Raw genomic sequence first — 14,200 nt, forward strand, 5'->3', positions numbered from 1 at the left:
CTTCTTTTCTTAACCTATCTTTTTATTTTAACAAAAACAGCGATAACACCACCACTTTCTTCCATCTTCTTTCTGTTAAAAAGTTGCTATCTTATTGTATCCACAAACGAAAAAAGAGATGCCTCATAAAGAGACATCATCTTTTCTATACTTGCGGTTCAGATTCTACTTTCTCAACCTTCTTCTTGTTTTTTCCCTTTTTCAAACGACGGTTTTCAAGCATTAACCAAATTTGAGAGGCAACGAAAACAGAAGAGTACGTACCTACAATTAATCCAACAAGTAACGCAAACGAGAAGTTACGTAGTGACTCACTACCGAAGATAAGCAGTGCAATTACTGGGAATAACACTGTTAATACGGTGTTAATCGAACGACCAAGCGTTTGGCGAATACTTGCATTTACGATTTCTTCTAGATCTTTTATATCGCGCACTCGTTTTTTCTGTTTGTATAATTCACGGTTTCTATCAAATGTAACAATCGAGTCATTAATAGAATAACCGATGATTGTTAGTACTGCAGCAATAAACGTTAAGTCTACCTCTAGTTGGAAAATACTAAACATAACAATCATAACGAATGCGTCATGTAATAATGCAAGTACTGCAGATAACGCATACGTAAAGCGGAAACGAATACTTACGTATAAAATGATAACCGCAGAAGCAATCAGTACTGCGATAAATGCATTTCGTGCAATTTCTTTACCGATTGTCGGTGAAACTGTACTTACGTTTGGATCTGTACCATATTTATCGTGGAAGAATGTTTTTGTTTTCGCAATTTCATCTTTTGATAAAACACCTAATGTACGAACTGCGAAACCTTTATTGTCATCTCCAGTCGGTACAATATTTTCTTCCTTCACATCAATGTTCAATTCTTTAAAATCTTTATGAACATCAGACACAGTAACGGCTTGTTTTGATTGCAAGTCGATACGTGTACCACTCGCAAAGTCAATACCAAGGTTCAATTTGAAAATTGGTAAGATAATTGCTCCTGCAATTACAACTACAATCGAGAAAATAAGGAATTTATGACCGATATTTACGAAATTAATACGATCAAATCTCGTTGGCGGATGTACTACACCTTTTGTTAATGGAATAATATCCTTTTGTTTCACACCAAAATATCCTGGTTTTTTATCAAAGTAACGGCTCTTTACAAGTAGACCTAGTAAGAAACGAGTACCGAATACGTTCGTAATAAAACCAACTAAAATACTTACGATTAAACTTGTTGCAAATCCTTTTACAGAGCTATTACCATAAACGAATAACACACCAGCTGCTGCAAGAGTCGTAACGTTTGCATCTAGAATTGTTGCTAATGAACGATGGTTACCAGCACGGAATGCCGACATCATTGACTTACCGATTTTCAGCTCTTCTTTCAGTCTCTCGTACGTAATAATATTCGCATCAACTGCGATACCTACTCCGAGCACTAACGCCGCAATACCTGGCAACGTAAGAACTGCATGCATCCAGTTAAAGACAAGTAATGTAACAAAAATGTATAAACCTAACATAATAACCGCTACAAGTCCTGGTAAACGGTAGAATACAAGCATAAATAAGAAAATAAGAGCGATACCAATCGCACTAGCGAAAATCGTTTGCTCTAATGCTTGTTGACCAAATTTCGCTCCAACAGATGTTGAATACATTTCTTTTAAATCAACAGGAAGTGCACCTGCATTTAATAAAGATGAAAGTTCTTTCGCACTTTCAACTGTGAAGTTTCCACCTACGATAGATACTTCAGCTTGGTTAAATACTTGTTCTACTGTTGCTGCTGATAAAAACTTCGGATTCGGTTTTGCTGATTCTGCTTTATACGAATCTTTTCCTTCTTCAAAATCAAGCCAAATTACCATTAAATTTGTTGGTGGTGGCATTTTTGAAATCTTTTCTGTTACTCCACGGAATTTTTCAGCGCTTTTTAACGTAAGTCCAACACTTGGACGACCTTTATCATCAAATGTTTGCTTCGCTCCGCCGCCTTTTAAATCCGTTCCATCCATAAGAAGGTTATCATCCACATCACGGAATGTTAATTTCGCTTGTGTTGATAACATTTCACGTGCTTTTTGCTGATCTTGTACACCAGCAAGCTGTACACGAATTCGATCTTGCCCTTCGATTTGAATGTTCGGCTCACTTACACCGAGAACATTGACACGATTTTCAAGAGCACCTACTGTACTTACAAGTACATCTCGATCGATTTTATCACCTTTTTTGGCTGGTTTTACTTCATACAGAATTTCAAAACCACCGCGAAGATCTAGTCCTAGACTAATTCCTTTTGCTATGTCTTTTCCTGCCGCACCAATTACTCCACCGATTAATAAGACGATGAGGAAAAAGGCGGCAATTCTCGTACCACGCTTTGCCATATGTACCCTCTTTCTGCTACTAACACTTTCAATAAATCTCTTACGATTCACTGCTATACGTGTGCATACGCCTAGTTAGTAGACTTCCTTTCTATAATTTTTGCTAGTTCATCACTAGCTCTATAGGTAAGCTTTTACACTACCTACACTTCCATCATTTATTTTCCTCTTCACTACCTCCTTTATATATAATCTTAGACATAATTATTTCCTCTTTATCAATACATATCATTATACTGCAAAAGGAAGAACAAACCAATTGCAGTCGGTTATTTATTTTCGTACTCATCAAATGACCAAAGTGGCGCTTGGTAAGCTTCAACAGTTAAATATGTCATATATTCATTAGCTGTTACTGTTAATACGTCATTAACTAATTCATACAATCTAACATCGCTGTCTATCTTCTTCCACTTTTTCACTTTAAGAAACTTCCAAATGTCATCATCTGTCACTCGGTCGTAACCGAACATTTGAAACTCTTCTACTTTACTTTCTAAAACGACTTGTAACTGTCCGCGGTATGATTCTACCAAAGCCTCTCTATCTAACATCTATAAACATCTCCTTCTTATTTCAGCACGAAAAAGTCGCTTTAATCCCGCTCTAATGGACAGCAATAACTACTTTCAAGAGCACTATCATACTTCACTCTCTTAAATGCTTGTCATTCTTGTCTCGTACGTGCATATAAATTATTGTAAATCATTCCATTGATTTTGAGAAGGTAGGAGAAGAACATGACGAGACAAAGCTTTTTAAAAGGCGCATTTATTTTAATGATAGCCGGCTTTATTACAAAAATACTCGGCTTTATCAACCGCATAGTAATGGCACGTATTTTAGGAGAAGAAGGCGTTGGTCTTTATATGATGGCCGTTCCTACATTCATTTTAGCAATTACATTGACACAAATTGGTCTTCCTGTCGCAATCGCAAAATTTGTAGCAGAAGCGGAAGCTGTGAACGATAAACAAAGAGTTAAAAAAATATTAACCGTATCACTAGCTGTTACATCCGTTATTAGTATCATTTTAACAATCGGAATTATGTTCCTCACACCTATTTTAGCAAAAACATTATTAACCGACGAAAGAACCTACTATCCATTAATGGCCATTTTGCCCGTTGTTCCTGTTATTGCTGTTTCTTCTGTGTTGCGTGGTTACTTTCAAGGGAAACAAAACATGAAACCTAGCGCTTATGCGCAAGTTCTAGAACAAGTCGTCCGCATTACCATTATCGCTATATGCATTCAATTATTTTTACCTTACGGCATAGAATATGCTGCAGCCGGCGCTATGTTATCAGCTGTTCTCGGTGAAGTTGCATCCTTATTATTTTTACTCACGTTATTTCAGCGAGAAAAACATTTATCAATACGCTCTGGATTTTTCACTACTGTAAAGGAAAGCAAAGGGACATTTTATTCTCTGATGGATATTGCCCTTCCAACTACAGGAAGTCGTTTAATCGGCTCCGTTTCATATTTTTTTGAACCTATTGTCGTTATGCAAAGCTTAGCAATCGCTGGTGTCGCTGCTTCTGTTGCAACCCAGCAATACGGTATATTAAACGGTTATGCATTCCCGCTCCTATCACTACCCGCCTTTATTACATACGCTCTCTCTACAGCGCTCGTTCCTTCTATTAGTGAAGCAATGGCAAAAAGACAACATAAATTAGTAGAGCACCGTTTACAACAAGCACTTCGAATTTCATTAATTACCGGCGGATGGTCTGTCGTTATATTATACGTATTCGCTTCTCCTGTTTTAACTCTTATGTATGGATCAGACAGCGCAACAGCATTCATTCAACTTCTTGCGCCTTGCTTTTTATTTCATTATTTCCAAAGTCCACTTACCTCTGTTTTGCAAGCTTTAAACTTAGCAAGAGCCGCAATGATGAATACATTTATTGGTGCCATCGTGAAATTAATCGTTATTTTTGTACTAGCATCAAGGCCAGAGTTTCAAATGATGGGGGTTGCACTTGCTATTGCTGCAAATATTGTAACAGTAACATTTCTTCACTACGCTACTGTTTTAAAAAAGATTACATTTACCATTTACGCAAAAGACTATATTTTCGGCGGACTTGCCATCGGTATCGCAGGCGCCTTCGGTTTTTATCTTCATAAATATATTATTTTCTCTCATTCCCTTGGCATACAAACATTATGGGAAATCACTTTAACAACAATTGTTTATATCGTACTTCTCTTCACTTTCAAACTCATTCGAAAAGAAGAGTTAAGTCGTCTCCCTATCATTCGTAAGCTTTCATTTTTGAAATAAGGTGAAACTTTAATCAGTGGGGTAATCTCCACTGATTATTAGTTATACTAATCATCCTTACTCTTCCAAAGGATAAGTCTCTAATTTTCTTTTACATCAACAAAAAATTGTCCATTTTGAAAACTACAGTATAAAATTTGTGTTATATCGTTATAACCTAAGTTTTTTAATTTCTCAATAAGCCATTCATCTGTATGCTCAATCATTTGTAAATGACTAGATTGAATTTCTCCATCAATAATAAGAGGAAGCGTAAACTGCAATGTATCTTGTTTATTTTTTTGTTTTTGAAAGACAGATAACTTCCCAGACGGTTCCAAAATAGCATATTCTACATCCCGAATATCTCCAACTCCTTGTTCCCTTAATTGCATCATTAAATCATCAATATTATATCGTTGGTTTCTCATCTTTTTTTCATCAATCTTTCCCGCATTAATAATAATTGCTGGTTCACCTTCTATTAAATGCCGAAATCGTTGAAACTTTAATGAAATGACTGACAAAATGATTTGTATGCACATAAGAAAAGTCATCGGAACTAATTGATGCAAAAGTGATTTATCGGTATTTTCAATTGCTACTACAGCCATTTCTCCAAGCATAATAAATACGACTAAATCTAATACACTTAGCTCTCCTATCTCACGTTTACCCATAAGACGAAAAATAATTAAGATGATGATATACAAAAGCATTGTCCGTCCAATTACCGATATCCATTCCATTTCTACATCTCCTTTTTTACGTATAGACTCCCCTATAAAAAAGAAACTAGTCTAACTTGAGCAAAAGGAAAATATGCTTGTATTAAAAAGGGGGAATGCATAAATGGATGGAACGAAAAAATTATCAACTGCAATTGGCTTCGGTATTGTTACGCTACTAATTCTCGCATCTATTACTAGTATGATTATGGCTCTTTTATTAAAGTTTACGAATATAAATGAAGGGACATTAACCGTTACTATTTTTATACTCGCTCTTTTATCTATGCTTATGTCTGGATTTACTGCCGGCAAAAAGGCTCAAGGAAAAGGTTGGCTAGTAGGTTTCACAACAGGGCTCACGTTCACTATACTCGTCTTTCTAGTTAACTATTTAGGCTTTTCTCAAACCTTATCGAACTCACAATTACTATATCAATTAGCATTAATGGGGGCGAGTACACTCGGTGGTATTTTCGGTGTAAATATGTCAAAGCAAAGTAACTAAAAAAGGCCCTGCACATTTCATGCAGGGCCTTCCACATTAGTTTTTCACAACTTCACGAATCGCATTGCGATCGAAAGTTAAGTGTGAACCACCAGATTTAATAACGATTTTTGTCTCATCTACTGATTCGATTGTACCGTGTAAACCACCGATTGTTACGATAGCATCACCTTTTGCTAACTCACTTTGCATTTGAGCAACTGCTTTTTGACGTTTTTGTTGCGGGCGAATTAATAAGAAATAGAAAATCGCAAACATCGCAACGATCATAACGATATTCATCATACCTGCATTCATCTTTTGTTCCTCCTTTTAAATTATGTATTAGAAGTTTTTAGCATTCGGTTTATTAAAGCCATACTGTTCAAAGAACTCTTCGCGGAAATCGCCAAGACGGTCTTCACGAATAGCTTGTCTCACCTGCTCCATTAAGTTTAACAGAAAATGAAGGTTGTGATAAGACGTTAAACGAATTCCGAACGTTTCATCACATTTCATTAAGTGACGAATGTACGCACGTGAGTAGTTTTTACATGTGTAGCAATCACAGTTTGGATCAAGCGGACCGAAGTCTCTTGCGAATTTCGCATTTTTTACAACAAGGCGACCTTCACTTGTCATACATGTACCATTTCGAGCGATACGAGTTGGAAGTACACAGTCAAACATATCAATACCACGAATTGCGCCATCGATTAACGAGTCAGGAGAACCTACACCCATTAAGTAACGAGGCTTATTATCTGGAAGAAGTGGTGTTGTAAACTCAAGAACACGGTTCATAATATCTTTCGGTTCACCAACAGATAAACCACCTACAGCGTAACCAGGGAAGTCCATTGAAACAAGATCTTTCGCACTTTGACGACGAAGCTCTTCGTACTCCCCGCCCTGTACAATACCGAATAAACCTTGATCTTGCGGACGTTCATGCGCTTTTAAGCAACGTTCTGCCCAGCGGCTCGTACGCTCTACAGATTTCTTCATATATTCAAAAGTAGCTGGGAATGGTGGACACTCATCAAATGCCATCATAATATCTGAACCTAATGCATTTTGGATTTCCATCGCTTTTTCTGGTGATAAGAATAATTTATCTCCATTTAAGTGATTACGGAAGTGAACGCCTTCCTCTTCAATACGACGGAAGTCACTTAAACTGAATACTTGGAAACCACCAGAGTCTGTTAAGATTGCACGATCCCAGTTCATAAATTTATGCAAGCCGCCTGCTTCACGAATAATTTCATGACCTGGACGTAGCCATAAATGATACGTATTACTTAAAATAATGCCAGAATCCATTGCTTTTAATTCTTCTGGTGACATTGTCTTAACTGTTGCAAGTGTACCAACTGGCATAAATGTTGGTGTATCAAATGAACCGTGCGGCGTATGCACACGACCTAAACGGGCACCCGTTTGTTTACATGTCTTAATAAATTCATAACGAATTGCTGTCATAACTTACTCCTTTTATTTGTTTCTCATTTTAGCGTGAGATGCAACGAACATTGCATCACCGAAGCTAAAGAAACGATATTTTTCTTTTACTGCTTCATTATAAGCATGAAGTACATTATCTCTATTTGCAAATGCACTTACAAGCATAATTAATGTTGATTTCGGTAAATGGAAGTTTGTAATTAAACCATCAATTGCTTTAAATTCATATCCCGGATACATGAAAATATCTGTCCATCCAGAAGCGGCGCAGAGCTTACCGTCATGATCTGTTGCAATTGTTTCTAACGTACGAGTTGATGTCGTACCTACAGTAATAATACGTCCACCATTCTCTTTCACACGATTTAATAATGCCGCTGTCTCTTCAGACATATGATAATATTCTGCGTGCATATGGTGTTCTTCAATCGTGTCTGCAGAAACTGGTCTAAATGTTCCAAGTCCTACGTGAAGTGTAATGAATGCTAACTGAACGCCTTTTTGCTTTAACTTCTCAAGTAACTCTTCTGTAAAGTGAAGTCCCGCAGTCGGCGCTGCTGCTGAACCGATTTCTTTCGCATATACTGTTTGATAGCGATCGCGATCTTCCAGCGTCTCTTTAATATATGGAGGAAGCGGCATTTCCCCAAGTTCATCTAAAATTTCATAGAAGATGCCATCATATGAAAATTCAAGCTGGCGTCCACCTTGATCTGCAGTTCCTGTGCAAGTTGCTTTTAATTTCCCTTCGCCAAAAGAGATAACAGTTCCTTCTTTTACACGTTTCGCTGGCTTTACAAGCGTTTCCCACTTATCACCTTCTTCTTGTTTTAAAAGAAGTACTTCAATGTGCGCGCCTGTATCTTCTTTCACACCGTGCAAACGAGCAGGCATAACTTTCGTTTCATTTAAAACTAAGCAATCTCCCTCATGTAAGTAAGAAAGAATATCCGTAAAATGTTTATGCTCAATATCACCTGTTTCACGGTCTAACACCATTAATCTTGATGTTTCACGATCTTCTAACGGGACTTGTGCAATAAGTTCTTCTGGTAAATGAAAATCAAACAGATTTATATCCATAGCTATATCCACCTATTTCTTATTTAAATCGATTTATTATATACATAATAAAAGATAATACAATACATGTAATGATAGGAAAATAAAAGGTAACGTTTCCTTTTTTCACAAAAATATCGCCTGGAAGCCTTCCAATGAACTTCCAAGCTAATCCAACAACAATGAGTAAGATCCCGGCTGTAATAAGCAGCTTTGGCATCTCCGTCATACTTTTGGTATCTCCATTCCGAAATGTTCATACGCAAGCGGCGTTACAATTCGGCCCCTTGGCGTTCGTTGTAAAAAGCCAATTTGTAATAAATACGGCTCATACACATCTTCAATCGTATGAGATTCTTCTCCAATTGTTGCTGAAACCGTTTCTAATCCAACTGGACCGCCACGGAATTTCTCAATAATACCAAGCAGTAATTTATGATCAATATGATCTAGACCTAATTTATCTACTTGCAGTAGCTCTAATGCCATTTGTGTAATTTCCATCGTAACCGTTCCGTTACCACGAACTTGCGCGAAATCACGTACACGTCTTAAAAGACGATTCGCAATACGAGGTGTACCACGAGCACGTCTTGCAATTTCTAATGCAGCTAACGAATCGATTTCAACTTCAAATACTTCTGCTGTACGTTCAACAATCGCAGAAAGCTGATCTACTGTGTAGTACTCTAACCTTGAAAGTACACCGAAGCGGTCACGAAGCGGTGCCGATAATGCTCCAGCACGTGTTGTTGCTCCAACTAATGTAAATGGCGGTAAATCTAGGCGTACAGAACGTGCTGAAGGCCCTTTTCCAATTACAATATCAAGGCAAAAGTCTTCCATCGCAGGATACAATACTTCTTCAATTGATCTATGCAAACGATGAATTTCATCAATAAATAATACATCCCCTGGCTGAAGCGCTGTTAATACAGCAGCTAAATCTCCTGGTCTTTCAATTGCGGGACCTGAAGTTGTTCTAACATTAACGCCCATCTCATTGGCAATAATATTCGCAAGCGTCGTTTTACCAAGACCTGGTGGTCCATATAAAAGCACGTGATCTAACGTTTCTTCACGCATTTTCGCCGCTTCAATAAATACTTCTAAATTATGTTTTGCTTTATCTTGGCCAATATACTGACGGAGCGTCTGTGGCCGTAATGAATATTCTAAATCCGCATCTTCATATGCAGATTCCCCTGAAAGGAGACGTTCGTCCATTATACTCACCTCTTACCATTTAGTAAAAGACTAAGTGCCTTTTTAATATACTGATCCGTCGTTAATGATTCTTTTAATAACTCTGGTACAACACGAGAAACTTCGCGTTCTGCGTATCCAAGTGCGCGGAGAGCTTCCAGTGCCTCATCAAGCTCAGCTGATGAACCTTTCTTCTCATCAAAACGTTCTGTGTCTGAGAATAAATCAACAAATGCATCTGGTACGACATCTGCTAGTTTTCCTTTTAAATCTAAAATCATTTGGCGTGCTGTTTTCTTTCCGACGCCTGGGAATTTCACTAAAAACTTCTCATCTTCATGCTCAATCGCTTGAACGACCTGTCCTGTTTGACCAGAAGCTAAAATTGCAAGAGCTCCTTTTGGCCCAATGCCAGACACGCCTAACAACTTTGTAAATAATAAACGCTCTTCACGTGTTTTAAACCCGTAAAGTGCCATAATATCTTCTCTCACATAATGATATGTATAGACACGGATTTCTTGCTTACTTCTTTGAAATACATACGGATTTGGTGTGAAAATTTGATAACCAATTCCATTATGATCAATTACGACATATTCCGGCCCTACATACTCCACGTAACCTGTAACATATTCAAACAAAATACGATCTCTCCCTCTTAAATCATGTATTCCATTTTAACATATTTAATGATAGAAAAGCGAGACTGCCCCAACAAATGTTCTCCACTTGAAACTTCTGTTATTTTCCATTGACAGAAAGGTTAAAGCACCTTAATATACAGAAGTCGATAATGATTATCAATACTAATTAAAGGGGTTACATCAGGATGAAACGTAAGCTATTTATTTTATTTACTATTATGCTCGTTGTTCTTTCTATCGTTGGCTGTTCTTCTCAAAAAGAAGAATCGAAGGCAAAAGAACAACCGAAAACAAAAGTTGTAAAACATGCTAAAGGTGAAGCTACAATTCCAGTAAATCCAAAGAGAATTGTTGACTTATCTGGATCAACAGAAGAACTATTACTTCTTGGACACAAACCTGTTGGTACAGCAAATACATATAAAGATAAAATCCAAAATCACTTAACAGACAAGTTAGATGGAGTAAAAGCAGTAGGTTGGTACTGGGCACCTAAAGTTGATTTAGAAGCTGTTACTGCTTTAAAACCAGACTTAATTATTTTAAACAACCGTCAATTAAAAATTTATGATCAACTAGAAAAGGTTGCACCTACAGTTGTTCTAGAAACAAACTTAGAAGACTGGCGTGGTAAGTTTAAAGAAGTAGGTAAGCTATTTGACGAAGAGAAGAAAGCAGACAAATGGATTGCAGACTACGATAAGAAAGCAGACTCTTTATCTAAAAAAATTAAAGAGAAAACAAAAGATGAGAACTTTATGTTCGTTGCAGTTACACCACAAAACTTCCGTGTATACGGTAGCTTCGGATACGGTGACATCATCTTTAATGACTTAAAACTTCCAGCAACAAAAGGTACGGATTTAAAACAAACGATGGCGCAAGTATCACTAGAAGGTCTAGTTGCATTCCAGCCTGACCAAATGTTTATTGTAAACTTCGGCGGCGAAGCTGATAAAGTTTACGAAGACTACAAAAACAGTGCCGTTTGGAAAGACAATAAAGCAGTTAAAAATAATCACGTATATGAAGTATCAAATGAAGTCTTCAATACGAAAGCATTCAATCCAATCGGAAAAGATATGCTAATTGATGAAATCGCAAAAGAAATTTTAGCTAAAAACAAATAAGAAAAAAAAGCAGCTCACCATGAGCTGCTTTTTTTCTTACTTTGAACTGCGTATTGCTTCATTTTTTCAATCGTCTTCACAAAACCTTCTTTTGATTTAATACGAATGCCACGTTTCAATTTCGCACGTTCATAGCTCTCAAGCTTTTTCATATCAATTTGAAAGAAAGAATGGATCGCATTATCACTTTTCGGTACACCTTTGAAAATTTGTAATATCCCTTCCTCTGAAACACCAAAATACCCGCTCGTTTTCAATAACGGAGAAATATCATCAACTTTCTTTTGCAATACAATTTGTACATCATCACGATCAACGAGCTGCCATTCTTTATACTGCTGTAAAAACTTTTCTAAATCCGTCACTTTTTCTGTAAGTATTTCTTCGCTTACTTCGCCATCAACATACATACGCTCTAATAAAATTGTAACCTCAGGTTCTTTTTTCGTTACTTCTGGTACTGGCCCTTCCGCCTTCACATTCGTTCCATAAACGAAACAAAACATCATAACGAAAGCTTGCATCGCAATCAGTATCCATTTCATTTCCGTTCACCTCTTTTAGGCAAGATCATACTTTCATTAGTAGTTTTTCCGGAAATGGGGGTTTTATCCATATTACATTTCTTTCGAAAAATAAAAAATGCAGATAAGGGTTTACCTCATCTGCATGTATCATTTACTTTTATATAAAATGAAAGACGCCTGCAAAGCAGGCGTCTTGATGCGTTTACGGCGAGAGACCAGGCGACCACATTCGCGTGTTTAGCACTTAAGCATATCTCTCGTCTTACGTAAATTAGCTCATCGCTTTGCTAATATAACATTAATAAAGTATAAGTGCAACATGTTTATAAAAATATTTTATTTCCTCTTTCATCCAAATTATTTTATGTAAATTATAAATTGATAATTGCAATATATATGTTACAATTAATGTGACAGCGAAATCATAATAAGCAGGGGATGAATATTATGAAAAAAATAAAGGATGAACGCCTCATTCTTCAAATGTTAAAAAACATACGTATTGTTTTTCTTTTTCAATACATTGGCGTAGTTGGAATTTTAGGCTATATCGGATTCACTGAAGGCATTGATCAAATTACGAAATCTCCATTGTGGCTATTATTTATGTTTACAAGTATTTTACTTGCTTATTTACAGTTAAGTGTTTCAATCGATGTAGAAGAAGGCGAAAAGGAAATACAGTTAACTCCTTATTACAAACTTGTCTTCCACTCCCTTATTGTAGGAATCGTTACGGCTATTATTTATATTATTTTCAGTCCAGAAAGACCTCTATTTGAAGCTATTTCAACAGGTAGTATTCTTTTCATATGCTTTTTAGTTTCTTATTCCGTTAGTTATTTTATTAAAAAACGTCGCTTACAAGACAACGATGAATAAAGAGGAAGGGCTATCCCTTCCTCTTTTGTTTTGTTATCGCACTGTACCAGTTAAACCGTAACGAATGTCTCGGAACATATTCACTATGTCACGATTAAAATCGTTTGTAACTGTACCGTTACGTAGACGCGTACTCATTGCATCGACACGAGTAAACATATCATTTCTTACAGAAACATATACGTTTCTGTTTCCAACTTCATTTGCAACAGCTTGACGAATTTCGTTAGCCATCGCCGTTTCATTTGTCACTGTGTTACGTGGTTTTACCGCAATCGCTACATCGTTTCCATATACAACTGTAGACACACGGTCTACGTTATTCATACGTTTCACACGATTTGTTATTCTTTCAGCTGTTTTACCATCATTGTTAATGTATGAATTGTTCATTGTAATATTACGAGTTGGATGCGGATTAGCAATTTGTCCATTGTAATTTACATCTCGATAATAATTGTATCCTGTATCGTTACGACCATTTCTATATGTTACATAATCTGTATAACGATCATTACGTGTCACATTATCACGATACTGGTGTGTATCATTATAAGATGTACGCTCGTAATTGTAGTTACGTCCATCCATTGCATTGTTATCTTTCGGTGTACCACATGCAGCTAATGCACTGGTAACTAACAAAGAAGCAGCAATCACTTTTACTTTCGTATTCAATACAAAAACCCCCTCTGTTAGAATGAGCTTCTCTACTGAAAAGCTCCCTCTTATGATGAGTAACCGAGAAGGTTTTTACACTGTTAATATTTCACTGGGAATTTTCTAGCACTTCATAAAAAAACTTCATTTTCTTAATTAACAGGAATGTAAAAAAGGCGGGAATACTCCCGCCTTTTTAAACTTCTTCTTCGTCCTCTTCTTCTGAAACGGGCTCTCCAAATACATTCGGTGGATCTGGTTGATAATACATCGTTCCTGGCTGTGGTGCATATGCAGACTGAGTTGGTTGGTAATATAAAGGATTCGCATATTGCGGACCGCCTGGTTGTGGACTATATAGTCTACTTTCTCCTCCGCATCCACAATCTTCCTCACCCTGCACAAGCGGCGGCATATTATTATCCATTGGCATCATATTCTGGTTTGGCATAGACGTATATTGCGGTCCGAACGGCGCTCCTTGCTGATATGGCATTTGATATGGATTTGGTTGTTGATAATACGGATTCGGCGGCATCATGGGCTGTTGATACGGCATTTGATAGGGCATCATATTGGGTGGTTGATTGTTATCCATAATCTATTCGGCATTTGATTGTTATCCATAATCGGCATTATATTCGGCATTTGATTGTTATCCATAATCGGCATCATATTCGGCATTTGATTGTTATCCATAATCGGCATCATATTC

General features: G+C 36.9%; 15 protein-coding genes and 1 pseudogene. 4 read left to right on the top strand and 12 right to left on the bottom strand.

What is annotated here, in order from left to right; all coding sequences use genetic code 11:
• Positions 1-145: 145 nt before the first annotated feature.
• Positions 146-2,410 (bottom strand): protein translocase subunit SecDF, encoded by a 2,265-nt coding sequence (gene secDF, locus DN401_RS10625; RefSeq protein WP_100655100.1) that lies wholly within the window; start codon positions 2,408-2,410, stop codon positions 146-148.
• A gap of 269 nt (positions 2,411-2,679) precedes the next feature.
• Positions 2,680-2,964 carry a post-transcriptional regulator gene (locus DN401_RS10630; protein WP_000886980.1) on the bottom strand — a complete coding sequence of 95 codons (285 nt, stop codon included), beginning with the start codon at positions 2,962-2,964 and terminating at the stop codon, positions 2,680-2,682.
• Positions 2,965-3,150: 186 nt separating this feature from the next.
• On the opposite strand from DN401_RS10630, the gene spoVB reads away from it, so the two are divergent.
• Positions 3,151-4,710: a stage V sporulation protein B gene (gene spoVB, locus DN401_RS10635; RefSeq protein ID WP_000198301.1), complete on the top strand. Its 1,560-nt coding sequence runs from the start codon at positions 3,151-3,153 to the stop codon at positions 4,708-4,710.
• Between the two features lie 80 nt (positions 4,711-4,790).
• Here the strand turns inward: spoVB and DN401_RS10640 are convergent, their stop codons facing one another.
• Complete coding sequence (locus DN401_RS10640; protein WP_000454833.1) at positions 4,791-5,438, bottom strand: DUF421 domain-containing protein; 648 nt, start codon at positions 5,436-5,438, stop codon at positions 4,791-4,793.
• A 103-nt stretch (positions 5,439-5,541) separates the two neighbouring features.
• Here DN401_RS10640 and DN401_RS10645 point away from each other — a divergent pair, with 103 nt between their 5' ends.
• Positions 5,542-5,925, top strand: coding sequence for a TIGR04086 family membrane protein (locus tag DN401_RS10645; RefSeq protein ID WP_000349148.1), 384 nt, complete (start codon positions 5,542-5,544; stop codon positions 5,923-5,925).
• A 36-nt stretch (positions 5,926-5,961) separates the two neighbouring features.
• Here the strand turns inward: DN401_RS10645 and yajC are convergent, their stop codons facing one another.
• The 6 genes from yajC to ruvA are packed head-to-tail and all read right to left on the bottom strand — an operon-like array spanning position 5,962 to position 10,283.
• Complete coding sequence (yajC, locus tag DN401_RS10650; RefSeq protein ID WP_000991115.1) at positions 5,962-6,222, bottom strand: preprotein translocase subunit YajC; 261 nt, start codon at positions 6,220-6,222, stop codon at positions 5,962-5,964.
• Positions 6,223-6,249: 27 nt separating this feature from the next.
• Positions 6,250-7,389 (bottom strand): tRNA guanosine(34) transglycosylase Tgt, encoded by a 1,140-nt coding sequence (gene tgt, locus DN401_RS10655; RefSeq protein WP_000125365.1) that lies wholly within the window; start codon positions 7,387-7,389, stop codon positions 6,250-6,252.
• Positions 7,390-7,401: 12 nt separating this feature from the next.
• On the bottom strand, positions 7,402-8,454 hold the full coding sequence (gene queA, locus DN401_RS10660; protein WP_000354014.1) for a tRNA preQ1(34) S-adenosylmethionine ribosyltransferase-isomerase QueA: 1,053 nt from the start codon (positions 8,452-8,454) through the stop codon (positions 7,402-7,404).
• 19 nt (positions 8,455-8,473) lie between these two features.
• Positions 8,474-8,662, bottom strand: coding sequence for a DUF2905 domain-containing protein (locus DN401_RS10665; RefSeq protein ID WP_098222484.1), 189 nt, complete (start codon positions 8,660-8,662; stop codon positions 8,474-8,476).
• The gene (ruvB, locus tag DN401_RS10670) at positions 8,659-9,660 is read right to left on the bottom strand and encodes a Holliday junction branch migration DNA helicase RuvB (RefSeq protein WP_000344449.1); all 1,002 of its coding nucleotides are present in this window, start codon (positions 9,658-9,660) and stop codon (positions 8,659-8,661) included. Before ruvB ends, DN401_RS10665 begins: the two co-directional genes overlap by 4 nt.
• Positions 9,661-9,665: 5 nt before the next feature.
• Complete coding sequence (gene ruvA, locus DN401_RS10675) at positions 9,666-10,283, bottom strand: Holliday junction DNA helicase RuvA (protein WP_000464511.1); 618 nt, start codon at positions 10,281-10,283, stop codon at positions 9,666-9,668.
• A 188-nt stretch (positions 10,284-10,471) separates the two neighbouring features.
• Here ruvA and DN401_RS10680 point away from each other — a divergent pair, with 188 nt between their 5' ends.
• Positions 10,472-11,416, top strand: coding sequence for an iron-hydroxamate ABC transporter substrate-binding protein (locus DN401_RS10680; RefSeq protein ID WP_000823606.1), 945 nt, complete (start codon positions 10,472-10,474; stop codon positions 11,414-11,416).
• 14 nt (positions 11,417-11,430) lie between these two features.
• Here the strand turns inward: DN401_RS10680 and DN401_RS10685 are convergent, their stop codons facing one another.
• On the bottom strand, positions 11,431-11,961 hold the full coding sequence (locus DN401_RS10685; RefSeq protein WP_000871192.1) for a BofC C-terminal domain-containing protein: 531 nt from the start codon (positions 11,959-11,961) through the stop codon (positions 11,431-11,433).
• A 429-nt stretch (positions 11,962-12,390) separates the two neighbouring features.
• Here DN401_RS10685 and DN401_RS10690 point away from each other — a divergent pair, with 429 nt between their 5' ends.
• Positions 12,391-12,825: a hypothetical protein gene (locus DN401_RS10690; RefSeq protein WP_000721223.1), complete on the top strand. Its 435-nt coding sequence runs from the start codon at positions 12,391-12,393 to the stop codon at positions 12,823-12,825.
• A gap of 33 nt (positions 12,826-12,858) precedes the next feature.
• Here the strand turns inward: DN401_RS10690 and DN401_RS10695 are convergent, their stop codons facing one another.
• Together DN401_RS10695 and exsA are read right to left on the bottom strand one after the other, a co-directional pair.
• On the bottom strand, positions 12,859-13,503 hold the full coding sequence (locus DN401_RS10695) for a YhcN/YlaJ family sporulation lipoprotein (RefSeq protein WP_001093536.1): 645 nt from the start codon (positions 13,501-13,503) through the stop codon (positions 12,859-12,861).
• A 178-nt stretch (positions 13,504-13,681) separates the two neighbouring features.
• A pseudogene (gene exsA, locus DN401_RS10700) lies at positions 13,682-14,200 on the bottom strand (spore coat assembly protein ExsA); the annotation flags it as partial.

The organism is Bacillus sp. BF2-3, assembly GCF_008368795.1.
GTDB lineage: Bacteria > Bacillota > Bacilli > Bacillales > Bacillaceae_G > Bacillus_A > Bacillus_A cereus.

Coding starts and splice junctions, on each gene's coding strand:
- queA (WP_000354014.1), bottom strand. CDS start 8,454: ATGGATATAAATCTGTTTGATTTTCATTTACCAGAAGAACTTATTGCA.
- DN401_RS10630 (WP_000886980.1), bottom strand. CDS start 2,964: ATGTTAGATAGAGAGGCTTTGGTAGAATCATACCGCGGACAGTTACAA.
- tgt (WP_000125365.1), bottom strand. CDS start 7,389: ATGACAGCAATTCGTTATGAATTTATTAAGACATGTAAACAAACGGGT.
- DN401_RS10640 (WP_000454833.1), bottom strand. CDS start 5,438: ATGGAATGGATATCGGTAATTGGACGGACAATGCTTTTGTATATCATC.
- secDF (WP_100655100.1), bottom strand. CDS start 2,410: ATGGCAAAGCGTGGTACGAGAATTGCCGCCTTTTTCCTCATCGTCTTA.
- ruvB (WP_000344449.1), bottom strand. CDS start 9,660: ATGGACGAACGTCTCCTTTCAGGGGAATCTGCATATGAAGATGCGGAT.
- DN401_RS10645 (WP_000349148.1), top strand. CDS start 5,542: ATGGATGGAACGAAAAAATTATCAACTGCAATTGGCTTCGGTATTGTT.
- DN401_RS10665 (WP_098222484.1), bottom strand. CDS start 8,662: ATGACGGAGATGCCAAAGCTGCTTATTACAGCCGGGATCTTACTCATT.
- yajC (WP_000991115.1), bottom strand. CDS start 6,222: ATGAATGCAGGTATGATGAATATCGTTATGATCGTTGCGATGTTTGCG.
- DN401_RS10690 (WP_000721223.1), top strand. CDS start 12,391: ATGAAAAAAATAAAGGATGAACGCCTCATTCTTCAAATGTTAAAAAAC.
- spoVB (WP_000198301.1), top strand. CDS start 3,151: ATGACGAGACAAAGCTTTTTAAAAGGCGCATTTATTTTAATGATAGCC.
- DN401_RS10680 (WP_000823606.1), top strand. CDS start 10,472: ATGAAACGTAAGCTATTTATTTTATTTACTATTATGCTCGTTGTTCTT.
- DN401_RS10685 (WP_000871192.1), bottom strand. CDS start 11,961: ATGAAATGGATACTGATTGCGATGCAAGCTTTCGTTATGATGTTTTGT.